11 protein-coding genes and 2 pseudogenes are annotated in these 24705 nt (G+C 59.4%); 10 read left to right on the plus strand and 3 right to left on the minus strand.

Annotated features, from left to right (window positions below; all coding sequences use genetic code 11):
- Positions 1 to 153: 153 nt before the first annotated feature.
- Both QBK88_RS25390 and QBK88_RS25395 read left to right on the plus strand, forming a co-directional pair.
- Positions 154 to 1584 (plus strand): IS1182 family transposase, encoded by a 1431-nt coding sequence (locus QBK88_RS25390; protein WP_277964191.1) that lies wholly within the window; start codon positions 154 to 156, stop codon positions 1582 to 1584.
- 1248 nt (positions 1585 to 2832) lie between these two features.
- Complete coding sequence (locus QBK88_RS25395; protein ID WP_277964192.1) at positions 2833 to 4038, plus strand: MFS transporter; 1206 nt, start codon at positions 2833 to 2835, stop codon at positions 4036 to 4038.
- A 363-nt stretch (positions 4039 to 4401) separates the two neighbouring features.
- On the opposite strand, the gene QBK88_RS25400 is transcribed toward QBK88_RS25395, so the two are convergent.
- A complete protein-coding gene (locus QBK88_RS25400) occupies positions 4402 to 5313 on the minus strand; it encodes a LysR family transcriptional regulator (RefSeq protein WP_277964193.1) in 912 nt (303 codons plus the stop codon).
- 94 nt (positions 5314 to 5407) lie between these two features.
- Here QBK88_RS25400 and QBK88_RS25405 point away from each other — a divergent pair, with 94 nt between their 5' ends.
- From QBK88_RS25405 to QBK88_RS25415, 3 genes are all read left to right on the plus strand, one after another.
- The gene (locus QBK88_RS25405; protein ID WP_277964194.1) at positions 5408 to 5890 is read left to right on the plus strand and encodes a DMT family transporter; all 483 of its coding nucleotides are present in this window, start codon (positions 5408 to 5410) and stop codon (positions 5888 to 5890) included.
- Positions 5891 to 6202: 312 nt separating this feature from the next.
- Positions 6203 to 6448 carry a DUF3630 family protein gene (locus QBK88_RS25410; RefSeq protein ID WP_277964195.1) on the plus strand — a complete coding sequence of 82 codons (246 nt, stop codon included), beginning with the start codon at positions 6203 to 6205 and terminating at the stop codon, positions 6446 to 6448.
- 573 nt (positions 6449 to 7021) lie between these two features.
- Positions 7022 to 7558 carry a hypothetical protein gene (locus QBK88_RS25415; RefSeq protein ID WP_277964196.1) on the plus strand — a complete coding sequence of 179 codons (537 nt, stop codon included), beginning with the start codon at positions 7022 to 7024 and terminating at the stop codon, positions 7556 to 7558.
- A gap of 173 nt (positions 7559 to 7731) precedes the next feature.
- Here QBK88_RS25415 and QBK88_RS25420 read toward each other — a convergent pair.
- Positions 7732 to 7985: pseudogene (locus QBK88_RS25420) on the minus strand (hypothetical protein); the annotation flags it as partial.
- 232 nt (positions 7986 to 8217) lie between these two features.
- On the opposite strand from QBK88_RS25420, the gene QBK88_RS25425 reads away from it, so the two are divergent.
- From QBK88_RS25425 to QBK88_RS25445, 5 genes and pseudogenes are all read left to right on the plus strand, one after another.
- On the plus strand, positions 8218 to 9924 hold the full coding sequence (locus tag QBK88_RS25425) for a ShlB/FhaC/HecB family hemolysin secretion/activation protein (protein ID WP_445764997.1): 1707 nt from the start codon (positions 8218 to 8220) through the stop codon (positions 9922 to 9924).
- Positions 9925 to 9947: 23 nt separating this feature from the next.
- On the plus strand, positions 9948 to 22346 hold the full coding sequence (locus QBK88_RS25430) for a two-partner secretion domain-containing protein (protein WP_277964198.1): 12399 nt from the start codon (positions 9948 to 9950) through the stop codon (positions 22344 to 22346).
- Positions 22327 to 22587 (plus strand): hypothetical protein, encoded by a 261-nt coding sequence (locus tag QBK88_RS25435; RefSeq protein WP_078731018.1) that lies wholly within the window; start codon positions 22327 to 22329, stop codon positions 22585 to 22587. The genes QBK88_RS25430 and QBK88_RS25435 overlap by 20 nt, the downstream gene beginning before the upstream one ends.
- 838 nt (positions 22588 to 23425) lie before the next feature.
- Positions 23426 to 23635: pseudogene (locus tag QBK88_RS25440) on the plus strand (IS630 family transposase); the annotation flags it as partial.
- A gap of 130 nt (positions 23636 to 23765) precedes the next feature.
- Complete coding sequence (locus QBK88_RS25445) at positions 23766 to 24254, plus strand: hypothetical protein (RefSeq protein WP_277964199.1); 489 nt, start codon at positions 23766 to 23768, stop codon at positions 24252 to 24254.
- 262 nt (positions 24255 to 24516) lie between these two features.
- Here the strand turns inward: QBK88_RS25445 and QBK88_RS25450 are convergent.
- Positions 24517 to 24705: hypothetical protein (locus QBK88_RS25450; protein WP_277964200.1), on the minus strand; the 189-nt coding region annotated here is incomplete at its 5' end.

The raw sequence follows: 24705 nt of genomic DNA on the forward strand, positions 1-24705 counted from the left end.
AGCAACTACGCTGCCGGCTGGCCAGTCCTCCACTTCTGGTGGGGGCTGTGGCCGGAAGCTGCCAGTCGCGAAGGGCTGTAATCGACCCAGGCTGTGTGAAAACGCCTGCGATTGTCTAGTCTTCTGATCGTCTAGATCGTGGTGGGGACGATCATGAAGCGATTCATCGAAGGTGAGTCTCGGACGCAAGTCACCTTGCTGCCGGAGTGCCTGGACGATTACGTAGCCGAAGAAAATCCAGTGCGCGAGGTCGACGTTTTCGTCGATGAGCTCGACCTAGGTGCACTTGGTTTTGAGGGCGTCGATCCTGCTGCAACGGGTCGTCCGGTCTACCATCCAGCGGTCTTGCTGAAGATCTATATCTACGGCTACCTCAATCGTATTCAGTCCAGTCGCCGGCTTGAGCGTGAGGCCGAGCGCAACGTCGAGTTGATGTGGCTAACGGGGCGTTTGGCTCCGGATTTCAAAACCATTGCCGACTTTCGCAAGGACAACGGCAAAGCCATTCGCAGTGTATGCCGCCAGTTCGTGCTGATTTGCCGTAACCTCAATCTCTTCTCTCAATCGATCATCGCCATCGATGGCAGCAAATTCAAAGCCGTCAATAATCGCGACCGCAACTTCACCCAAGGCAAAGTGAAGGCACGCATGCAGCAGATCGAGCAGAGCATTGATCGATATCTGACGGCAATGGATTCGGCGGATCGGGCAACGCCCGAAGTGGCTGAGGCCAAAGCCGAGCAGCTGAAAGAAAAGATTGAAACCCTGAAACAGCAGATGCAGAAACTCAAAGACATCGAGGCACAGCTTCACGACAGCCCAGACCAGCAAATCTCCCTCACCGATCCAGATGCACGCTCAATGGCCACGAGCGGCCGGGGCACCGGAACGGTTGGCTATAACGTACAAACGGCCGTCGACGACAAACACCATCTGATCATTGCCCATGAGGTGACCAACGTTGGCAATGACCGGACGCAACTCAGCAATATGGCGAACCAGGCGCGTGAGGAGATCAGTGCCGAGTCGCTGACGGTGGTAGCCGACCGACGTTATTACAAGGGTCTGGAAATCCTTGCCTGCGAGCAGGCTGGCATCACCACTTTTGTACCGAAACCCCTGACATCATGCAGCAAAGCCGAAGTCCGATTTGGTAAGCAGGACTTCATCTACCTTGCCGCATCGGACGAGTATCGATGCCCTGCGGGAGAGACCCGGGGGCATTCTTCAGTGGAAGACGGCATGTTATTGCATTGTTACTACTTCTCGGGGTGCCAGTCCTGCTCAATGCACAAGCAATGTACGACCGGTAAGGAGCGCCGGGTAAAGCGCTGGGAACATGAAGCCATAGCCGATGCAATGCAGGTACGGCTTGAAAATGATCCAACGATGATGAGGCTCCGCCGACAGACCGTTGAACATCCATTTGGAACGCTCAAATACTGGATGGGTAGTACCCACGTCCTGACCAAAACTCTGCTGAGGGTAAGCACCGAGATGAGCCTTCATGTTCTGGCCTACAGCCTCAAACGAATGATGAGCATCTTCGGTATCTCAGGACTGCTTGAAGCGATCAGGGCGTGATCCACCCGCTTGATCGTCCGTGAGTTGCTGTTTGGGCCGCTGACGCGGCCCAAACAGTATTAACGAACGCCTATTTAACTGACTAGGGCAATTCGCGATTACGTCTGCTGGTTTTGCAGGCAACGCCCTTAGATCTCAGCTTTCGAAGTGTTCAGTGCGTTTTCACACAGCCTGGGTCGAAGGCTGACAGTCGCGTGCTCCCTGTTGGCACATCAAGCCCTCCCTTGGGTGCTCAGCAGGGTTTCACGGAGGGTTGAGGCTAATGAAGACTCAACAGGCCACGCGCTTGCCTCGTCAAAAGCCGCCATGAAGAAAGAAGCGACGGCACGCGATTTCAGAATCTATCACCCGCCTGACTTCGGAATGGCATTCAGGTAACAATCGCTCGATGTGCAGTGGAATGCTTAACGGCCGCGTAGCTAGGCTGGCAACTGGTGGGAATTGGAGGTTTGTGTGCTGATCCGTTCATGTAAGCTCTTACCTGAAGGCTCCCTCATAGGACAACTTTCAATCCCTGAAAATTATAAAAAGCACGCCCAACAATTCAACAAGAAGCAATGGATACGCTACACGCAGCACCCATCGCACAATGACGGGAAGCCCCCTCCCCTTAGACTTACCGTACAATTCATACGACGTTATAAACATAACTAAAGCGGGCAGCACCCCAAGTAAAAGCAACGAACCCATTACCCACCCTCCAAATATTTTCTCCAAGCCCAGCACCACAGACACCCAAGAAACCCAAACTCATCATAAAATGGCAAAAACTGATGAAAAGTCTACAACCGCTGCAACTACCGCTCCCTTAGTCGATTCAGCAGACCAAAAGTATTATCTTCCTCGGCAAGCTAGTCGTTTTTAGGGGTGATTATTTTTTCACCCTTGACGCTCTATGATAATGAGGATAATTGAACCAATAAGGACTTATGGCTGTCGAGCTCCCCAGCCAATCGTCGGGCGCCAAGGCACTAGACTATGAATCACGAAATCGGAGGTCGTCAACAGGTCGGATGCCGCGTTTTCTCAACGTGCGCTATGGGTCGATAGCTATCAGTGGCAACAGGATTCTTTCGCCCCAAAGCGGTCAGTGACAAAGGGTTCACTCAACCAGATACGCTGGTGGGACAGTCCGAAGGAAAGGGTGGCCGTCTTAACTGGTTGAACGATAGCTTTCGCTGGCAGCCCCATTTCTAAGGGGCTTGACCTGCTGTAGCATCTGGATCGAACTGAGGAAGGATCCAATAGGTGCTTGCTACTCTTCGGCAATACCCCGTTAGCGTAAACCTGCTCTTGGCCAGTGCGCTGCTGTTGACCCTGGGGCGAGCGATTACCCTGCCTTATCTTGTCATCTACCTGACCTCCCACTACGGCCTGGGTGTATCCGAGGTAGGCACAGTAATCGGCTGCGCACTCATCGCCGGGTTGATGCTGAGCTTATATGGCGGCTACTTAACTGACCTGTTAGCGCCGTTTCGGCTGATCCTGTCGTTTACCGGGTGCTTTATCGCGGGGTTCATTGGCATGTGCCTGGCGCCAAACCTGGCCTTGTTCTTCCTGTCCTTGGTCGTATTCAATTTCGCCTATTCGGTCATTGACGTTGCCTCTAAAGCAACCTTCGGAAGGCTGCTACCGGCTCAAGAACAAAGCCGTGTGTTTTCCTTGCGTTATACCCTAATCAACATTGCCTATGCGGTCGGGCCGTTCATAGGTGCGGGGTTAGCGGCCTTCAGCCTGCGGTTGCCGTTTCTGGTATCCGCAGCGCTGGGTGCAGCCTTCTTCGGCCTGTATGCCAGCCAAGGTGACCGAGGAATGCCGTGCGAGCCTTCGAGCGCACCTCGTTTTTCCTTTACCCAGGTCAGCAAGGTGCTGCTCAAGGACCGTCGCTTGGTGTGCTTCACACTGGGAGGCGTACTCAGTGCGGTCGTTTTCGGCCAATTCACAGCTTACCTGTCTCAATACCTGGTAGTGACCGCTGACCCGCAGGAGGTGTACTCGAAGATTACGACACTGCTTGCAGTGAATGCCTGCACGGTGATTGGTCTGCAATACTGGGTAGGTAAATGCATCGACCCACGGCGCCTGACCTTGTGGCTCGTCGGCGGGCTGGCGCTCTTCCTCACCGGGCTGGTCGGTTTCTCTCTGGCAGGGAGCCTGGCTGGCTGGGCGTTTGCCATGCTGCTCTTCACCCTAGGTGAAATCATCGTGTTCCCTGTCGAGTACATGTTCATTGATCGCATTGCGCCGGCCCACCTGCGCGGGATGTACTACGCGGCCCAGAACCTCTCCAACCTCGGTGGTGCCTTGGGCCCCGTGATAGGTGGGATTGCACTAGCTGCCTTGCCGCCGGCAGCGATGTTCTATGTACTTGCGGCGTTTCTGGTTGTAGGCGGAGGACTCTATGTCGTGGGCGGATCGCTGAGTGGGCACGTCGAATCGATAACCAGAAACTAACAGTTCCGAAAGGCAGATAAGGGTCGAATTCAGCCGGCGCGGACGATCCTCCCTCTACCCAATGCTGACGGTCAGCCCCTGCTCTGTAGCCGCTGCCGCAGGCTCCGCTGGCCTTCAACCACACTGGAAATCTCCCGCGTGCCCAGCGGCCAGCGCAGCTTGGCGGCGGCTACAGCGCGTGGCCGAGCCTTAGCCGTCCGGGTGGAGGGCTGTTTCTGATCCAGCGTGATCGAGGATCAGCGCAACCTGTGGCTATGGCCAAGGGCTGTCTGGCGGTGCAGATTTCCTCCGGATTGAGCGAGGCGAATCCCAAGCCGAGGGCATTCTCAGAGTGATCAAAGAGTTAAAGCAGACGGCCGCGGCTCAACATGGAGCACTCGCCACTTCCATCACCAGCTGTCGCATCCAAGCATGAGCAGGATCATTATCACTCCTGCGATGTGCAACCATGGAAAAGTCAAAACACGGAATGTCGAATGGAGGCTCGAAAATGCATAGCCGGCTATCCCCATGCACCGGGGTCAGGCTACGCATCGCCACTGTCAAGATCAGATCCGTTGCAACGACGAGTTCACTGGCAACATTCCAATGCGGGAGCGTTACCTTCACATTGCGTTGCAGCCCCAGTCGGGCCAATGCCTGGTCAACCTCGCTCTCCTGTACCGCGCGCCCACCGACGACAATATGGGGCCTGGCCAGCCATTGCGAGAGAGTGAGCCCCTCGTGGCCAACGCACGTAGAAGCATCGGCCAAGCAGACAAAGCGCTCGACAAACAATGGGGAGCGCTGTACCACCTCGGCCAGACGTCCTGGAAAAACACCTAGCGCCAAATCGGCGTCCCCATCCTGGACGGCGGCAAGCATGGCATTCCGACTCCCGTGCTGCACTAGCAACTCAACCCCTGGTGCTCGTGCTCGGCACCTCTCGACCAGCCCAGGCAGCAGCACTCTGGAACCATAATCCGACATCACCAGCCGAAATGCTCGCTGTGATTTGGCAGGGTCGAATTGCGGCGCATCGAGCAGCTGGCTAATTCGGCTCAGTACCTCATTCAGGGGGGCGATGAGCGCCGCCGCACGCGGGGTCAAATCCAGGTGCCTACCTCGCCTCACCAGCAATGGGTCGCCAAATAGGTGGCGCAGATGCCGGAGCGCGTGACTGATGGCGGGCTGACTTTTATGTAAGCGCTGCGCAGCACGGGTGATGTGCCGTTCCGCGAGCAACGCTTGAAGCGTGAGCAAAAGGTTGAGGTCCATGCCGCTGAAGCGATTCATAGCTTGAATACCAATACGTTCAAATACGAATTTCCATTCTCACTGTTCATATTTGAAACTTCTATTAAATGCAATCACTAGGAGATCAAGAGGTATGAATCTGCCGATTTCGCTGTCCGGGGTTTTACTAGCCGCCGCTGCCATTGCGGCGGGCGCTGTCGTGCCTTTTCAAGCCGGTACAAACGCCATGCTGGGCCGAGGTCTAGGCCATCCACTGTGGGCCACTGTCATGTCACTGGTCATCAGCCTGATGGCGGTGAGCCCGGTGATGATGGCCATGCGCGCAAGCGCTCCTCAATGGGGACCAGCGACCAGTCTTCCAACCTGGGCGTGGACGGGGGGGATCGCCGGCGTACTCTACATAACCGCCGCCCTGATCCTGGCACCCCGGATGGGAGTAACCGTGTTCATGACGTGCGTGATTGGAGGCCAACTGATGTCCGCTGTGGCAATCGACCATTTCGGTCTGATGGGGCTTGTGGAAAGGCCAATAGGGTGGGGAAAAGGCCTAGGCCTAGCGATTATTTTCGTGGGGGTTATGGTTGTACAGTATTTCAATCAACAGGGCCGGGTCTGAAGCCCCTCATGAGGACGGCGCGCCAGAAGCTGGAGGCAACGCCCGAGCCTACAGACGACGGCAGCCATCGGGCGATTGTGTTGCAAAAGTCGGTTGTTCCAGTATGCGTATGTACTGACTGCCGAAAATGCTTTTTTTGCGCGCATCTACGCGAAATCTGGCCCCGGAACCCTCTGCTCAAAGCAAAGACTTCAAGCACAGAGGCTGTAATTTTCTGCCGTGGAAGCCATGTCTGACTTTTTCAACACAATCGACCCATTGCTGACGATTGCGAGAGTCACGACAATTTGGTCTCGCTTGGTGAGGTGACATATGGCGATCATAGAAATATCAGAACACGCTGACTGGAAACTTTTTGAGAGAGTGGCTCAGAGGCTTGAGCGTGTCCTGGGCGGTTACTGGAAGACAAAAATCGACGGACTGGATCTGCGCTACTGGGATCTGATGGTAGGCGAGCAGACGCTTACCCTGCATCTTGAGCACTATTTGGGCATTTCAGTATGTGTACCTGATAACGCCGATGAGATAGCGCGACAAGTACGTGCGTTGGTTGAATAGGGTGATACCGCCGACATTGCCGAGCTGCGGCCGCGCGTTGTTGATTCTCAGCGATACGCTGAAGAACTCCGAGGCTGGAAAAATTGGGGGCGTGAGCAGGACCAGGTTGAAAGGAAATTCGCTGGCGTATCATGAACCATTCTGGCTTGGAGGTTACTTCTCGGCTGCAATTCGGCCTGCAATTGGCCGCTAATAACCCTCCGTCAAGGGCGTCTAAGTGGCGATAGCGGCCGGTCACGTCTGATCGCTAGCGAACCATTGCGGATGGCCGGGCCCAGCACTGTAGCCGCTGCCGCAGGCTGCGCTGGCATTCAACCACACTGGAAATCTCCAGCGTACACAGCGGCCAGCGCAGCCTGTCGGCAGCGGCTACAGCGCGTGACTGAGCTTTAGCCGTCGGGGGGGTGGTATCGGCAGCTTCTGGCCGAAAGCGGCCAGCTGTCGAGATCGGGTACGGTAGCCAACTTGGGGCACACCTTGCTTCCTGCGCCTTTGGCCACCCTGTCGCTGGTATGATCCGTGTCCGGAGCCGCCTGCTGGAGGCGGTATGTATGTTTGAGCACAGGAAGTCTCATGAAAAGAATGCTGTTCGGTGTGTGCCTGCTATCTCTGGCCGGTTGCGTCAGCTCCCCCGATACCACCTTCACCCAGGCCACCCCAGGCTGCAAAGCGACCACAACTGAGATCAATGGCAAACCGGTCGCCACGCAATTCTGTATCAAAACCATTGCCTTCAAACCCTCACAATACCGCGTAACGGTCAACGATCAGGTGCTGTTCGCCGGCGATGACTACCAACGCGTCGCCTTCACCAAAACCATCAAGGAAGGTCCGGCCCAAGGTGCGTGCAGCGAGCTGATTGAGTTGCACGGCGTCGGCTCCAAGAAGGTGCCATTGAACGAGTTGCCCACCGAATTGGTGGCAGCCTGCCGGATTACCGCCGACGCGGCCGGTAACTCCCAAGCCTTCAGCGAAGATGCCGCCTGCGATAAGGTGTTCTATAAGGCGCTGGCCCCGTTGCTGGGCAAGGTGTTGCCGATTGAAGTGGCCCGCCAATGCACCGTGACGGTGGGGGAACATTTAGTGTTTGACCAGCGTTTCGATTTTTAGGTGAAGGTGAGCTGAACGAGCAAAAGCCGAGGCTGGCCGCAGGTCGTAATTTTCTCAGCACACAGCGCTATTTGCTGAAAACGGCCTGGTGCAGCGGGGGTCGAGGGTGTTTTTCGCCCGGTTCTCCGCGTTAAGAGCACAACTCTCCCATACCCATCAGCTGTTTTGACCTCACCAAAGAAATACTGATTACCTTTCTTGGTCTGATGCATCTCGGGATCTCGCTCGCCGTCTTTGTTCTTGGTCGAGCTTGGGGCATGAATAATGGTTGCGTCGACAATGGCGCCTTGGCGCAACGACAGGCCTTTTTCCCCGCAAATAACCCTGTCCAGGACACGACCTGATCCATCTCGGCAAGAAAGCGCTCGCGACGGGTTTGCTTGCGCTTGCCGGCGTACTCGAAGTCGGAAAAGCTCATCTGGCTCATAGGCAGCTCGGATCAGGTGGTCAGGCGATTTTCGCATCCCCGGGACTGGTTCGGAGATTCCTTAACCGGCCATGGCACGGTGAAGAAATGAAGGAGCGGCGAGGGGAAGGCAAGGATCCAATCCTGAGTTTTTATTAATTTGACGCCAAAATGATGGCACTTCAATATCGCGCCCTTTTGAAATGTAAGCAATTGTAAAAAATTGCGATACATCGCCTAGGACACGATTTCAATGTGGTCACGGACGCCTGCCCCAAGGCTTGTTCTTACGTTGTGCCTGGCCGCCGCCATGCCCCTGGCACACGCGGCCAACACCCCCAGCCCCGGTGATCAGGACCTGATCCGCGACCGTCAGGACCGCCTGCTCGACGAGCAGCGCAAGCGCCTGGACGACCTGCAGAACCTGCCCGCACCCACCCCGACCGTGGCAGCGCCGGCGGCACCGGCCAGCAGCCGCTGTTTCAAGATCGATGCCATCGACCTGCAGGGCGACGACCATCTGCCCGACGGCCCCCGCTTGGTCAAACCGTACCTGGGCCAGTGCCTGGGCGTGGCCCAGCTCAACGATGTGCTCAAGGTCATCACCGACCGCTACATCGCCCTGGGCCTGGTGACCAGCCGTGCCTACCTGCCGCCCCAGGACCTGTCCAAGGGCCACTTGACCGTGCAGGTCATCGAAGGCCACCTGCATAGCCTGGCGCCAGAGCAGGGCAGTGGCCTGTCGCAACGTGAACTGGACATGAGCTTTCCCGGCCGTGCCGGCGACGTACTGAACCTGCGTCAGATCGAGCAACTGGTCGACCAGCTCAACCGCCTGCCCTCCAACCAGGCGCAGATGGCTCTGGTGCCGGGACAGACTGTGGGCACCAGCGACGTGCAGGTCAGCAACGCCGCGCAGAAGCCGTGGCGGGTCTCGGTGTCGCGCAGCAATGACGGGCAAAAGAGCACCGGCGAGCAACAATGGGGCTCGCGCCTGGACTGGGACAACCCCCTGGGCCTGGCCGACCAGTTGAGCCTCAATGGCGGCGAAGACGCCCACCCGGACGACCCCCACAATAGCCACAACGCCGGCCTGAGCTACAACCTGCCGTGGGGCTGGTGGAACTTCACCTACAGCTACAACCAGAGCGACTACCGCTCCCTGGCCCAGGCCAACGGTTTTGATTTCAAGCAAAGCGGCGACAGCGACACTCATCAGTTCAAGGCCGAACGGGTGATCTACCGTGATGCGCTGAGCAAGACCTCCCTGAGCCTGGGCCTGTCGCACCTGGCCACCGACAACTACGTGGCGGGCAGCAAGCTGGCTAACAGCAGCAACCGCATCACCGAATTGCAATACGGCTTCAACCATGGCCGACGCATCGGCGGCGGGTTCCTCAACCTGGACCTGGGCCTGCAGCAAGGGATTGGTGCTTTAGGGGCCCAGGGCGATCACGACCCGGGCCCGGCCGACGCCACCGCGCGCTACCAGAAATACACCGGCACCCTCAGCTACCTGCTGCCGTTCAAACTGTGGGGCGAGTCCTTCAGTTTCAGCAGCCTGGCCACCGGGCAGCACAGCGAAGACGTGCTGTTCAGCCCGCAGCGCATGAGCCTGGGCGGCGAGTCGTCGATTCGCGGCTACAAGGACCAGATGCTCACCGGCGACAGCGGCGGTTACTGGCGCAATGACCTGCGCTGGACCCGACCCGTGGCCTGGGCCTGGCTGCAGCCGGTGTTCAGCGAATACGGCAGCGACATCGGCTATGACCAGGGCGTGATCAGCGACGTCAAGCATGCCGGTGACGAACACGGCCGGGTGTCCAGCGACTCCCTGGAGCTGTTCGCCCGCGGCCAGCACGTCAACTTCAGCATCACCCTGGCCCATTCCCTGGAGCGCCCGGCGGTCATGACCGACCGTGAAGCCCCAGTGTATTTCCGCCTCGAATTCCTCCTTTAAAAAACGCTTGCGAGACGCTGAACATGGACGTACGCCACCTGGCTTTCCTGGCCCGCCAACCCTCGGCCGAGATTCAACCTCGCGAGCGTTTCTGGGGCATCTCCAAGCGTGGCCTGGCGCTGATTCTGGCCAACGCCCTGTTCTGGCAACCGCTGTGGGCCGAGGCCGGCGGTATCACCGTCAGCGGTCAGGGCACCAGCCTGAACGCGGCCGGCAATGGCGTGCCCATCGTCAACATCGCCGCGCCCAACGCCAGCGGCCTTTCCCATAACCAGTACAGCGACTACAACGTCGGCAGCCAGGGCCTGATCCTCAACAACGCCACCAGCAGTACCCAAAGCACGCAACTGGGCGGCATCATCGTCGGCAACGGCAACCTCAAGGGCACGGCCGCCACCACCATCCTCAACGAGGTGACCAGCACCAACCGCAGCCAGCTCAATGGCTACACCGAAGTGGCCGGCCAGGCCGCCCACGTCATCGTTGCCAACCCCTACGGCATCACCTGCAACGGTTGTGGGTTCATCAACACCCCGCGTGCCACCCTAACCACCGGCACACCGGTGCTGGACGCCAGCGGCAAGCTGGACCACTACCAGGTAGACGGTGGCGACGTGGCCATCGACGGCGCCGGCATCAACGCCAACAACGTCGACAGCTTCGAAGTCATCACCCGTTCGGCACGCATCAACGGCCAGATCAACGCCAACCAGCTGACCGTGATCGCCGGCCGCAATGACGTCGATGCCACCACCCTGCACACCACCGCCCGTGCCGACGACGGTAGCACCAAACCTACCCTGGCCATTGACTCCACCGCCCTGGGCGGCATGTACGCCAACACCATCAAACTGGTGGGCACTGAGCAAGGGGTAGGGGTCAACCTGGCCGGCAACCTGGCGGCCAGTGCCGGCGACATCGAACTGGACGCCAACGGCCACCTCAACGTCGCCCAAACAGCGGCCAGCGGCGCCGTCACTGTCAACGCCCAAAGCGTCACCACCCAAGGCCCGGTGTATGCCGGTAGCCACCTGAACGTCACCACCCGCGGTGACCTTAACAACAACCAGAACCTCGCCGCCCGCGACGCCATCACTCTTAGCAGCGGCGGCCAGTTGAGCAACAGCGGCATCATCGAAGCCGGTGTCAATGCCGACAACAGCCGCAACACCACGGGCGATGTCAGCGTCAGCGCGCAGAACCTGAGCAACAGCGGCAGCGTCATTGCCAGCCGCACCCTCAGCGCCCAGGTGGCGCAGACCCTGACCAACCAGGGCGGCACCCTGAGCGCCCAGCAGCAGGTGCAAGCCAGCGCTACGACGCTGGACAACCAGAACAAGGGCCGGGTCATGAGCACCGGTACCCTGGGGCTCACCGTCGGCCAGTTGCTCAACGCCCAGGGCGGCCTGGTGACCAGTAACGGTGCCCTCACGGTGCAGTCCGGCTACGTCAACAACAACGGCGGCGAACTGTCGAGTCTGGCCGACGTCACCCTCAACCTGGCTTCGCTGGACAGCGTGGCCGGGTTGGTGAATGCCGGTACCACAGTGACCCTCAACGCCAGCGGCGCTCTCAATAACCAGGGCGGCACGATCACCGCTACCTCGGCCGTGAACCTGACAGCAGGGCAGGTCGACAACAGCCAGGCGGGGCACATCAGCAGCGCCGGGGCGCTGACCGCTAGCGTCAGCGGCCTCGACCAGCACGCCAAGGGCCAGTTGAGCGCCAGCGGCGCCTTGACCCTGAACCTCAACCATGGCCTGCTCGACAACCAGAACGGCCTGATCACCAGCCCCGGCCCGTTGAAACTCGACAACCTCGCCGCCGTGGCCAACCAGGGCGGTGAAATCTCCAGCCAGCAAGCCTTCGCCCTGGCCGCCAGCAGCCTGGACAACAGCAACGGCAAGGTCACCAGCCAGCAAAGCCTGGTGCTGCGTATCGATCAGGCCCTGAGCAACATCGCCGGCCTGGTTTCGGCCAACGGCATCGACGCCCGGGCGGGCAGTCTGGACAACAGCAATGGCAGCATCGACAGCAATGCCGACCTGACATTGACCGTCGGCGGCGCGCTGCTCAACCACAACGGCGAGCTGTCCAGCGCGGCCACTACCCAGATACAAGCGGCCAGCCTGGACAACAGCAACGGCCAGGCCAATGGCGACACCGCGTTGACCGTCGGGCTCAGCGGCGCGCTCAACAATCAGCAAGGCACCCTCGGTGCCGGCCAGGCCGTCAGCATCAGCGCCGCCAGCCTGGACAATAGCAACGCGGGCAGTCTGGTGAGCAACGCCAGCCTTACCACCCACGTCACCGGCGTGCTGGATAACCACCACCAGGGTTCCATCAGCGCCAAGGGCGCGGTCGACCTGCACAGTGGCAGCCTGGCGAACCAGGCCGGCTCCATCACTGCCGACGGCACCTTGAGCCTCGCCACCGGCAGCGCCGACAACACCAGCGGGCAGATCACCAGCAAACGCAACCTGACCGCCAGCGTCGGTGACCTCAGCCAGCAAGGCGGCGAGCTGGAGTCCCAGGCCGCCCTGACCTTGACTGGCAGCACCCTGGATAACCGCAACGGCGGTATTGTCGCCGCCAACCAGCCACTGGTGCTGGCGCTCAACAGCATCGACAACCGTGGCGGCAAACTGTCCAGCGCGGCCAGCGTCGCCATCACCGGGCAGAGCCTGAACAACAGCAACGGCGGCAAGGTCCTGGCCGGCACGGCCCTGGGCCTCACCGTGGCCCAGGTCATCAACCAGGCCAAGGGCCTGCTGTCCAGCCAGGGCCGCGTCACCCTCCAGGGCCTGAGCCTGGACAACAGCGGCGGCACCCTGTCGGCGCTGTCGGCCTTGAACATCGACCTGGCCAACGCCCTGACCAACACCCGCGGCCTGCTCGACAGCGAAGGCAGCCTGCGCGTCACCAGTGCCAGCCTGGACAACACCTCCGGCAGCTTGAGCAGCGCCACCGCCTTGTCCCTGACCACCACGGGCGCCGTGTTGAACGAAGGCGGTGCGATCACCACCGACCAGAACCTGACCCTGGCCAGCGCCAGCCTCGACAACCAGCAACAAGGCACCCTTTCCGGGGGCGGCGTCACCCGCGTCACCACCGGCCAGTTCGACAACGGCCAGGGCGGCAGCCTCACCAGCGGCGGCACCCTGGCCCTGACCGCTGGCCAGCTCAACAACGGCAGCGCTGGCCGCATCGCCAGCACCGACGCCCTGACGGCCAGCATCACCGGCCTGAACCAGCAGGGTGGCCAACTGTTCAGCAACACCCAGTTGAACCTGGACCTCAACCAGGGCCAGTTGACCAACGGCGGCCTGATCAACGCGCCGATCCTGGTGCTGAAAAACCTCGCCGGGGTCGACAACAGCCACGGCGAAATCTCCAGCCCCCAGGCGTTCAGCTTCAGCGCCGACAGCCTCACCAACACCAGCGGCAAGCTGATTTCCGACCAGGGCCTGACCCTGGTCGTCAACCAGGCCCTGAGCAACATCAACGGCATGATCTCCGCTGCCGTGCTCACCAGCCACAGCACCAGCCTGGACAACAGCGGCGGTACCCTCAGCAGCCAGGGCGACCTCAACCTGGGCGTTACCCAGGCACTGGGCAACCAGAACGGCACGTTGCTCAGTGACGGCAACCTGCTGCTGAGCGCCGCCAATCTCGATAACACCAACGGCTCGATCTCCGGCAAGGGCGATGTCAATGCCAGCGTCGTCAGCCTGATCAACCCGAACGGCGAACTGTTCGCCAGCGGCGCCTTGACCCTCACCGGCACCACCCTGGACAACCGCCAGAACGGTTTGGTGGGCGCGCTCAACGCCATGGCCCTGAACGTCGCCAGCATCGACAACCGTGGCGGCGAACTCTCCAGCAACACCGGCCTGACCATCACCGGTCAAAGCCTGAACAACAGCGATGGCGGCCTGGTGATCGCCACCCAAGGCCTGGGCCTTAACGTTGCCCACGTGGTGAACCGCAACGCTGGCCAGCTCACCGGCAAGGCCGGCCTGACCCTCACCGGCCAGACCCTGGACAACACCGGCGGCACCCTGTCCAGCCTGCACAACCTGCAGGTAACCCTGACAAGCGACCTACTCAACCCCCAAGGCCTGCTGAGCAGCGAGGGCACTCTTACGGTGTCGGCGGCCAGCCTGGCCAACCAGCAGGGCAGCCTGTCCAGTGCCGGCCTGCTGAGCATGACCACCCCCGGCGCGGTCAATAACCAAGGCGGCCAATTGGTCACCGATGGCGGCCTGAACCTGAGCAGCGCCAGCCTGGACAACAGCCAGAAAGGCACCCTTAGCGCCAAGGGCGCCATGACCCTCGCCACCGGCGCGTTCGACAACAGCCAGGGCGGTGATGTCAGTGGCGGCGACAGCCTGACCCTGACCGCCGGCCAACTGAACAACGCCAGCGGACAGATCGCCAGCCAGGCCGCCCTGACCGCCAACCTCACCGGTCTGGCACAGGCCGGTGGTCAGCTGTTCAGCAACACCGCGCTCACCTTGGACCTTAATCACGGTGCACTGACCAACACCAGCGGCCTGATCAACGCCCCGGTGCTGGTGCTGAACAACCTCGCTGCCGTGGACAACAGCAGCGGCGAAATCTCCAGCGCCCAGGCCTTCACCTTCAATGCCGACAGCCTGGCCAACGACGGCGGCAAACTGCTCTCCAACCAGTCCCTGAGCGTGCTGGTCAACCAGGCCCTGAGCAACCTCAACGGCACCATCGCCGCCGCCGCCTTGCAAGTACAAGCGGCCAGCCTCGACAACGCCGGCGGCACTTTGAACAGCCAGGGCGACCTGGCCCTGATCGTCAACGGCCAACTCACCAATAACCACCTGGGCCTGGTCAACGCCGGCGGCAACCTGGCCATCACCGCCGCAGGTATCGACAACAGCACCGGCGGCAACTTGCTGGGCAGCGCTATCGCCCTGGACTTCGGCACTGCAACCGGCGACCTGAACAACGCCAGCGGCCTGATCACCACCACCGGCAACCTGACCGTCAAGCATCTGCGCGACCTCAACAACCAGAACGGCGAACTCTCCACCGGCCAAAGCCTGACCCTGGCCGGCCGCACGCTCGACAACACCAGCGGCAAGCTGATCAGCGACAACCTGCTGACCCTCACCGCGAGCAGCCTGCTCAACCCCGGCGGCCTGATTTCTGGCTGGCAAGGGGTGATCATCAGCGCCGCCAGCCTGGACAACCGCAACACCGGCACCGTTTCCAGCCGCTACGGCGACGTCACGGTCAACGTGCAAGGCGACCTGCTCAACGGCAACAACGGCGCCCTGGTCAGCCAGGGCGCGCTGAACGTCAGCGCCAATAACCTCGACAATACCGCTGGCATCCTCTCCAGCGGCGCTGGCCAAACCCTCACCGTCGCCAACCTGCTGAACAACAGCCAAGGCGGCCTGATCGACAGCGGCGCCAGCCTGACCCTGCAGGCCATGAGCCTGAATAACAACGCCGGCACCCTCAACGCCGAAACCGCCTTAGCCTTCACCGGCACCAGCTTCGACAACACCAGCGGCAGCGTGGCCGCCAACGGTACCGGCACCCTCAACCTGCTCGGCGTGCTCACCAACACCCATGGCAAACTCGCCACCGGCAGCGACCTGCTGATGCAGGGCGCCACCCAGGTCAATAACGAAAACGGCCAACTGGCCAGCCAAACCCTGCTGACCCTGCTCACCGGCGACCTGGACAACAGTCAGGGCGGCACCGTCGCCGCCAACGGCGCACTGAACATCACCGCCAGCGGCGCCGTGCAAAACAATGGCAACGGCCTGATCTACAGCCAGAACGCCGCCGTCAACCTGCACGCCGCCAGCCTGGCCAACAGCCAAGGCACCCTGCAAGCCGGCACCGCCCTGAGCGTGACCACCAGCGGTGATATCGACAACCAGAGCGGCACCTTGCTGGCCCAGAACGACGCCCTGACCGTCACCGCCAACACCCTCGACAGCCGTGGCGGCACCCTCAGCAGCCTCAAGGCCGCCTTCACCGCCTACCTGACCGGCGCGCTGAAAAACGGCTACGACCTGAGCAACAACAGCAAGAAAGGCACTATCCAGGCCCAAAGCCTGAACCTCACCAGCACCGGCCTGGACAACGATGGCGGCCGCATTGCCGCGCAAACCGGCGACGCGGTGATCAGCACCGGTGACTTCAACAACCAGAACGGCGGCCTGTATGCCGGCGGCAAGGTCAACGTCACCGCCCATGACCTTGATAACAGTGGCGCGGCGGATGGCCAGATCGGCGGCCAGCAGATTGACCTCAGCCTCAGTGGTGCGCTGAACAACGAAAACGGCATTGTTGAAAGCGACAGCACCCTGGGGATTACGGCGGCCAGCATTGATAACCAGACCGGTAAGTTGCGGGCTCTGGGGGCTACGGGCAGCACCACCCTGAACGTCAGTGGACTGCTGAACAACAGCAACGGCACCCTGGAAAGCGCCAATCAGAACCTGACCCTGAACGCCGGCAGCTTCCTCAACGCCAATGGCAGCCTGCTGCACGTGGGTACCGGCACTTTCGCCATTGCCACCGCCAACCTCACCAACGCGGGCGGCAGCGTGGTCACCAACGGCAGCCTGACCATCGCGGCTGACAACTGGACCAACAGCAGCGTCATCCAGGCCGGCGACCTCACCGTCAACGTCAACACCCTCAACCAGACCGCCAGCGGCGAACTGCTGGGCACCCGCAGCCTGACCGGCAACGGCGCCACCTGGAACAACGACGGTCTGCTGGCCAGTGACGGTACCCTGGGCTTGACCCTGTCCGGCAGCTACGGCGGCAACGGCCGCCTCACCAGCACCGGCGACATGAACCTCAGTGCCGCGCACATCACCCTGGGCAGTGCCACCAGCATCGCTGGGGGCGGCAACACCACGGTCAACCTGGCCGGGCAACTGAGCAACGCTGGCCGCCTGACCTCGGGCGCCGGGCTGACCGTCAACGCCGCCGGTGTCGACAACGAAGGCACCCTGGGCAGCGGCACTGGGCTGATCCTGACCGCCGGGGCACTGAGCAACACCCAGGGCCTGATCTTCAGCGGCGGCGACATGAGCCTGCGCGTGGCCTCGCTGAACAACAGTTACGCCAACATCTACAGCCTGGGCAACCTGACCATTGATCGGGACGGGCAGGGCGGCCTGGCCGACAGCATCGTCAATAGCTCTTCCACGCTGCAAAGCGATGGCAACATGAGCCTGGCGGCCAGCACCATTCAGAACGTGCGGGCGATCCTGAACGTGGACAACGCTGGCACCTACACCGCCGACATTGTCGAACTGCCCTGCAACACCGCTTATGAAGGCGACTGTGAAGGTGGCAACCGCAACGGGCTGTTCCAAGTCACCCAACGCAGCAAACTGGAAGTCACTGACGCCAGCGCAGCGTCCAGCATCACCTCAGGCGGTGACCTGGCCCTGACAGGGGGGGACCTCCTCAACAGCAGCAGTACGGTCGCCACCTCGGGCAACCTCACCGCGCAACTGACCAACCTCACCAACCAGGGCGTCGAGACCAGCGACACCGAAGACAGCCGCACCTACGTCTCGGCCCGGCACAACCTGGGTAACGTGGAACAAGCGGCCAACACCTTCAGCCAACAGTACTGGTACCTCAACAGTGGCTACGACGCCAACAACCTGAGTGGCCTGCCGGCGGCCCTGGCGCACTTCCTCAGCATCACCGAAAGCGAAGTCAAATCGCTGCATACCACCACCCAACTGTCGGGCGGTGACCAAAGCTACGCGGCCGTGATCCAGGCGGGCGGTGCGGTCAACATCAGCACCCAGAACAACTTCGACAGCAGCGTCATCACGCCCGGCTTCGACTACGTAGGCGCCGGTGCCCGCACCGACACCACCGCACCCGGCACCGCGTACTCCACCCACGTCACCCTCAACGCCCAACTGCCGCCCAACCTGGCCCAGCAGGAAGTCGACCCGCTGACGTTGCCCGGCTTCAGCCTGCCCACCGGCCAGAACGGCCTGTTCCGTCTCAGCGGTCAAAGCGGTTCTACCGGTAGCGCCAGCTCCGCACCACAGAGCTGGACCCTGGCCAGCGGCCAGTTGACCGGCGCCCAGGCGCAAGTCGCCACCCCGGTCGCCCAGGCGCGAGCCCTGCAGGTAGGCAGCGTTGCCCAAGCGTCCGGCAGCAGTGTGTTGCTGCAGCAAACCACCCGTACCACCACCGGCACGGGCACCCCGGTCAGCACCTTGCAGGTCAGCGCACCGAGCACCACGGGCGCCACGGAGCCAGCCCATGACACCGCCGACACCAGCGTTACCCAGGCCAGTACCCCTGTCACCACCACCGTGACCACCCAAACCGTGGCCCGCGTGCAAGGCGTACCCGACACCAGCACCCAGTCCCAACCGCAAAAGTACCTGATCGAAACCAACCCCGCGCTCACCAACCTCAAGCAGTTCATGAGCTCGGACTACATGCTGTCCGCCCTGGGCTACAACCCCGACGCCAGCGAAAAGCGCCTGGGCGACGGCCTCTACGAACAGACCCTGGTCGATCAGGCCATCGTCGCCAGAACCGGCGCCCGCTTCATCGACGGCCAAACCAGCGACGCGGCCCAGTTCAAATACCTGATGGACAACGGCGTCGCCGCCCAGCAGTCCCTGAACCTCACCGTCGGTACGGCCCTGACCGCCGAACAGGTCGCCGCCCTGACCCACGACATCGTCTGGATGCAGAGCGAAGTCGTCGACGGCCAGACCGTGCTGGTGCCCGTGCTGTACCTGGCCAACGCCAACAACCGCCTGGCCGCCAACGGCGCCCTGGTGGAAGGCAGCGACGTCAGCATCATCGCCGGCAGCGACCTGACCAACGCCGGCACCCTCAAAGCCACCGGCAGCCTGTCGGCCATCGCCGGCAACAACCTCACCAACACCGGCGTAGTCCAGGCCGACAGCCGCCTGGACCTGCTGGCGGGCAACACTCTCACCAACCAGTCCGGCGGCATCATCGCCGGGCGCGACGTCAGCCTGACCGCTGTCGACGGCGACGTGAACAACGACCGAACCGTCACCAGCCACCAGAGCGCCGAAGGCTCAGCCACCGAAACCACCGACTTCGTCGACAGCGCCGCGCGGGTGGAAGCGGCCAACAGCCTGACCATCAACGCCGGGCAGGACGTCAACAACAGCGGCGGTGTGCTCACCAGCGGTGCGGGTACCACCATCACCGCTGGCCGCGACGTGAACATCACCGCCGCCCAGGCGACCGACAGTGCCACGCGCACGGCTAACCACACCAGCTCCACCATTACGCAGAACGGCTCGACCATCACCTCGGGTGCGGACCTGACGATCAGTGCCGGGCGGGATTTGACGGCGGTGGCGAGTCAGCTGAGTGCCAAGGGGGATGTGGCGCTTTCGGCTACCGATAACCTGAGCCTGAGCTCGGCGGCGGATGAGACGCATAGTTATAACAAGACGAAGAAGGTGACGGCGCAGGATGATCAGGTTACTCAGGTGGCGACTACCGTTACGGCGGGTGGCAGCGCCAGCCTTACCGCTGGCCAGGACCTGACCCTGACTTCCAGCAACGTCACGGCGGGTACCGACGCCTACGTTTATGCGGGCGACAAGCTGCAAGTGCTGGCTGCGCAGAACACCGATTACTCGCTGTACGACATGAACAAGCGTGGGAGTTGGGGAAGTCATAAAACCCAGCACGACGAAGTCACCAAAACCACCAACGTGGGAAGTGTCGTTACCGGTGGCGGCAACCTGACATTGGCCAGTGGCAGTGACCAGCTTTATCAAGCGGCGAAGCTCAACAGCGGTAATGATCTGACGGTTACCAGTGGCGGTGCTGTGACGTTCCAGGGTGTGAAGGATCTGGATCAGGAGACGCATCTCAAGAGCAATAGCGACCTTGCCTGGACCAGTTCCAAAGGCAAGGGCAGCACCGACGAGACCCTGCAACAGACCCAGATGACAGCCAAGGGCAAGACCGTGATCAACGCGGTCAACGGGCTGAACATCGATGTGAAGCAGATCAACCAGGAAACCGTTAGTCAGGTGATCGACACCATGGTGAAGGCGGATCCGAGCTTGAGTTGGTTGAAGGATGCTGAAACCCGGGGAGATGTGAATTGGCAGCAGGTGAAGGAGGTTCATGACTCCTTCAAGTACAGCACTCACGGGTTGGGGGCTGGTGCGGAAATAATCCTGGCGATTGCCATGAGTCTCGTTATGGGGCCCGCAGGCCTAGGCTTGGGAACCATAAGCGCCGCTGGTGCGGGAAGTCTGGCCACGACTGCCATCACCAGCACCATTTCCAACAACGGCAACCTGGGGTTGGCACTTAAGGACACGCTAAGCGCCAGTAGCTTGAAAAGCGCTGCAGTTGCAATGGCCACGGCAGGTGTCGCGGCGAACTATATCGATCCCAAATTTAGTGGCACTCAAGTGCCCCTGAGCAACCTCACCAAGGGATTCGACCTGTCGACCCTTGCCGGTATCGGTGGTTTTGCGGTGAACGCAGGGGTTAACGGTATCGCATCGAGCGTTATCACCACTGCTATCGAAGGGGGCAGTTTTAGTAAGAACTTGACCGGAAGTCTCATCAGCTCAGCTGCCAATGTAGCAGCCGCTGTTGGCTTTAATGCCATTGGTGGGTATGCCGAAACTAAATACCTCGATGCGCAGAAGGCGGGCGATATCGTCGGTGAGGCGATGTGGGGGGAAGGTGGTGTCGCACGCACTGCGTTGCATGCGGTACTGGGCGGCGCGATCACGTCCGCTGATGGCGGCGACTTCGCCACCGGGGCCATTGCGGCAGGCGCCAGCGAGGCGATGGCGGGGGTCCTGAATACCACGTTCAAAAACGATCCCACATTGCGTTCAGCGATGTCTCAGGTCGTCGGTGTATTGGCTACAGGTGTTGCAGGAAAAGATGAAGCACAGGGCAGTTGGATTGCCCAGATGGGGGATGAGTACAACCGGCAACTGCATCAGCCTGAGGCTGTGGCCCTAAGTAACCTCAAAGCAGCCCATCCAGAGGACGCGGACAAATACGATGCTGCCGCTTGTGCATTAGTCAATTGCAGCGCTTCCGTACCGCCAGATTATACGCCTGGCTCGGATTATTTGAAGCTTACTTCCATGGAGGCAGCGGGTAAAACGTACATTGCGCAAGAGGGGGCGTTGATTGATACGGGGGCGTTTACTTACAACCCGATCGACACGCTAAACGATTCAATGCTCGCGGGCGGTGAGGTCACTCAGAGGATCGCAAGCGGAGCGAAGGCCGTCACTAGCGTAATTGCGGGCGTATCGCTATCCGCTGTCACGGCTGCAGAAGCTCCTCTGTGTGTAAGCGTTATTGGCTGTGCAGCGCCTGCCTTTACCGGTGCACTTAGTGCCGCCTCTTTGAATGACGGAAGAGTCTATACCGATGAGACGTTTGCTCCTTACACCAATTCGCAGGCGTCGGACGTACTGAAGTCGTTTGATCCCGCTACCTACCCTGGCGAGTCGAATCCAGTAGGAAGCTTGATTAACTCTGTTGGGCTCTTTGGGGCGGGCGCAGTGGGAGGCAAAGTCCTTTCGAGCCTAGGCAGTGTTGGGAGTGAGGTACAAGGCAGCGGTCTGGAGCTTGGAAGTGAGGTCAAAAGCGGTCTTGACGAAGCTGAAGACCTTTTTGGCTCAGCTGGCGATTCTGAGGCCCAGCCAAAGCTTGAAACAGCAGCCACCGATACGAAGGTAGGCAACGGTGGTGCCTCTTCCTCTAACAGTGAAGGCCTTACATCACCTTCAGAGCAGGTTGCTAGCTTAGGGCAAGCGACGAGTCCGAGCGTAACGCAAGCCTCTACATCAGGCGTTGATGAAGGTGCGCCGCTCGTAGCTGCTGGTGGTGTGAATGCTGGTCTTGTGACGGACGCGAATGCTGGGGTATCGTGGGGTGCTGCCGAAGAGGTTGCGGGTGCAAAAGCAACTGGTGACGCTGCCGGTAAGGTAGATGATCTTGCGTCAACTAAGGTAAAGTGGGTTGATGAGAATGCAGGTATGAGTTCGCGTGCCCGGGATTACAATGACTCAGCAACCGGTGCTCGCTCCAATCCTGCAACGCAATCTGGCCAAGCTCCTGCGCTAGAAAGAACAATGCCGGATGGATCAACAAAGTTGGTTAAATTCGATGGTGTGGATGGTGAAGTTTTAGTTGATCGCAAGATTTCGGTTGTAACGACAAGCAAATCGAAGGACCAGGCGCTTAGGCAGTCTGACGTGTTAAGTCAGAATGGTTTAACTGCGCGCTGGGAAGTACCTACACAGGCTCAAGCAAATAGAGCTCAGAAAATGTTTGATGAGCTGGGCATTAAAAATATTTCAGTGAAGGTGATTCGTGAGCCAGGAAATCAATAAGCACGTTGCGCGAGCCATTGTTGAGCTTGCTATATTTCTTGAGTTTTCGGGGGATGATGCATTAAATCCAGATGCTGCAATGCAGGGGCTTGAACAATTAGCTTCGACATTGCAAATGATGGACTTGGAATCTAAATCATCTTTGTGCTCACAGTTTAAAAGCATCGCAATAGAGTATTCAGATGAGCAGGCAGAGTTTGTGGAAAGCTTGGGCGAAGCGCTGGGGTTGATCGAGGAGTAGTTTGCTCATCAGTAAAAGCCCCAGATTTACTGACATGCAATGACTTTGTATCACACTGACACCGGCCTTGCGCCGGTGTTTTTGCACCCTATCTGCACCCTATCTGCACCCTAATTGCACTCTTTTTGCGCCCTATTTGCATCCTTTCTGCAGTCCTTTTGTCTCCTTTTTGTCTACCACCCTGACGACCTACGGTCTATCTACTCAATACGCCCTTTTTGAGCATGAATTTTCGCTCCTTAACAGGAGCAAAATCTCAATACACAACACGCACCTCTTGCGAGGTGGGTATGCGACTGGGATGTTGAGCAGGAAGCACGGCTTGGTCCAGCAAATGTTAGTTTGATTAGTTTTATTGGGTATCAGACACAAGTTGCTGGGTTGCTGAGCAGGCGCAGTCAAAGGAGTTGCTTGGGATTTTTTAGGAGCTCGGTGACAGAGCGGGTGGGAGCCTCCCAGGCTTTGCCTGACACACTGGATAATGCGGGAATTAAAGTGGTGTTTCATTGAGGTGAAGTTTGCGACTTACTATAATCCAAGTACGAATAATTACCGGTGCAAAGGCTTTTTCGCTTAATTTGGTTAGGGTTGCACATGCTACGGCGTGTGGGTTTATTAGTGGAACAGCACCAAGTGATAAACTTCGTCGAGACTGTGAGTATTGGTAGAAGTTAGAGATGCGGATGTCGAAGTTAAATTTTCATAAAGGCTGGTTTTTATATTGAAACGGTACATGCTATAGTTGCAAAGCTTTCTGGTGCTGTTTCAGTAACTAGTGTGCTGAGTGGGTAGTTCGTTTTCTAACGTGCGACGGTATGCTGGGCGCCCCCGCCCAGAGTTGGTTGTACGCAAGCCTCGACCAATCGCTTCTTTTGCACTGCGACCCGCCGACGTCATCACGCTTCAAGGTTGGTTGCGCATGAGTACGCTGGAGCAAAGCCTCGGCCAGCGTGCACGGATACTAATTTTGCTCAATGAAGGGGTGACGTCCATGGCCATTTGTGATCAGTTAATCACATCACCGACAGTTTTCAAGTGGCGAAAACGCTAGCTGGCATCGGGCATCGCGGGCTTGAGCGACCTGCCCAAATGACGACTCAGCTTGGCCAAGGAAACGCCTTGAGTATTTTTAACCAAAACATTAAAGATTTCTAGCTGATCCCACCCGGAGGTAAGTGATGTTATTGGAGCTGGACTATAAAGGCGCGCCAATGAAGTTGGTGTATGAGCTTTCCAAGGCGCTTGAAAAAAACCCCGAGCGTGTTGCTTTGGCGCAGGCGTTAACGCTTGATCCGTCAAGGCCTATGATGGGGCTCAAAGGAACTTGCGGACTGTTTGGTTCAAAAGAGTGGTGGCTGAATATTAGTCAGAAAAAAATGCCGCTGGTGTTTGTTTCAGGAATAATTCGACGGACGTATTTTGCCGGGCATGATAAACCCAGTCAGCACAATACGGTTGAGCTGTTGACGCGTGAAGGTTCCGTCATTGATGTTGGGATTTATGTGAACGATCGTAACGATGTTTCGCTCTTTAAGGTTGGGCGCGGCGTGAAGGTTGTATACGCTTTGGATGAACTGAAAAAACAACCAGCGCCCGACGGGGGGGTGAATTATGCTGAAACTGCTATTGAAATGGCGGTTTCATTGGAAAATGATGTTGGTCGCTGAGAAGTGGCAAAAAACTCTTTGCGCTAATTTTGTGGCTCTTGAGTTTAAATAGCGACGGAAGGCCGATTCCGGCCTTCCGGGAAGGACCGCTTTGCGTCGAAAGCGGTTGAAGCCTGGAACAATCAACCCTCGGCTTCGACATTGGTTCATCGTACGGGTACGTCCATAGGCATTCCACCTATGAAGCGTACCCTAGCCAATCAACTCCCTTAGAAACCTACAAGAGCCTTCGCAACGTGACCTGCAATACTCGGGCTCTCGTTCAGTCTACAAGTACTGTACCCATACCAGTCCTTCGTAACCGCTCCATGAACCCCACATTCAAAGCGGCCCTCTGATCCCTGATGCTGTGCTCCCGATTCTTTTCCGGAGCCAGTACCTCATGATGCGACCCGACGCCAAAGTCGAAAAAGTCTACCTCTACCCCAAGCCCGTGGACTTCCGAAAGTCG

Origin of the sequence: Pseudomonas sp. RIT-To-2 (assembly GCF_029623465.1) — a bacterium.
In the GTDB taxonomy this organism is placed as follows: domain Bacteria; phylum Pseudomonadota; class Gammaproteobacteria; order Pseudomonadales; family Pseudomonadaceae; genus Aquipseudomonas; species Aquipseudomonas silvicola.

Excerpts from the sequence above, each read along its gene's own strand:
- QBK88_RS25390 (WP_277964191.1), top strand. The coding sequence starts at position 154 with ATGAAGCGATTCATCGAAGGTGAGTCTCGGACGCAAGTCACCTTGCTG.
- QBK88_RS25400 (WP_277964193.1), bottom strand. The coding sequence starts at position 5,313 with ATGAATCGCTTCAGCGGCATGGACCTCAACCTTTTGCTCACGCTTCAA.
- QBK88_RS25405 (WP_277964194.1), top strand. The coding sequence starts at position 5,408 with ATGAATCTGCCGATTTCGCTGTCCGGGGTTTTACTAGCCGCCGCTGCC.
- QBK88_RS25410 (WP_277964195.1), top strand. The coding sequence starts at position 6,203 with ATGGCGATCATAGAAATATCAGAACACGCTGACTGGAAACTTTTTGAG.
- QBK88_RS25415 (WP_277964196.1), top strand. The coding sequence starts at position 7,022 with ATGAAAAGAATGCTGTTCGGTGTGTGCCTGCTATCTCTGGCCGGTTGC.
- QBK88_RS25425 (WP_445764997.1), top strand. The coding sequence starts at position 8,218 with ATGTGGTCACGGACGCCTGCCCCAAGGCTTGTTCTTACGTTGTGCCTG.
- QBK88_RS25430 (WP_277964198.1), top strand. The coding sequence starts at position 9,948 with ATGGACGTACGCCACCTGGCTTTCCTGGCCCGCCAACCCTCGGCCGAG.
- QBK88_RS25445 (WP_277964199.1), top strand. The coding sequence starts at position 23,766 with ATGTTATTGGAGCTGGACTATAAAGGCGCGCCAATGAAGTTGGTGTAT.